Annotated in this window: 1 pseudogene; it reads right to left on the reverse strand. The window is 48.6% G+C overall.

The features are described from left to right. Positions 1-42: 42 nt before the first annotated feature. Positions 43-253 (reverse strand): annotated as a pseudogene (locus KBY97_RS14620) (hypothetical protein); the annotation flags it as partial.

Genomic DNA, 253 nt, shown 5'->3' on the forward strand with positions numbered 1-253 from the left:
TGGAAAGCATAATTCACCTAAGAGAGGTGAAATCAGGCCCATTCAAACCTGATCTGCACTGCAGTGGTCCATCCCAACCACTTGAGGGCCTGAAACTTGGGTTGCGGGCTTGTTGCCCAGAGCTTCCTTAGTATTGATATAGATACGATCAGCGCAGATTCGCTCGGGGTAGCAGCCATGTTCTTGCTTGTATTTCTTGGCTTGTGAAATCAGGTCTTCTGATTCGTTGTATGGATCCCAGCTGATCCTGTGC

It is taken from the genome of Synechococcus sp. ATX 2A4, assembly GCF_024346375.1.
GTDB lineage: Bacteria > Cyanobacteriota > Cyanobacteriia > PCC-6307 > Cyanobiaceae > MW101C3.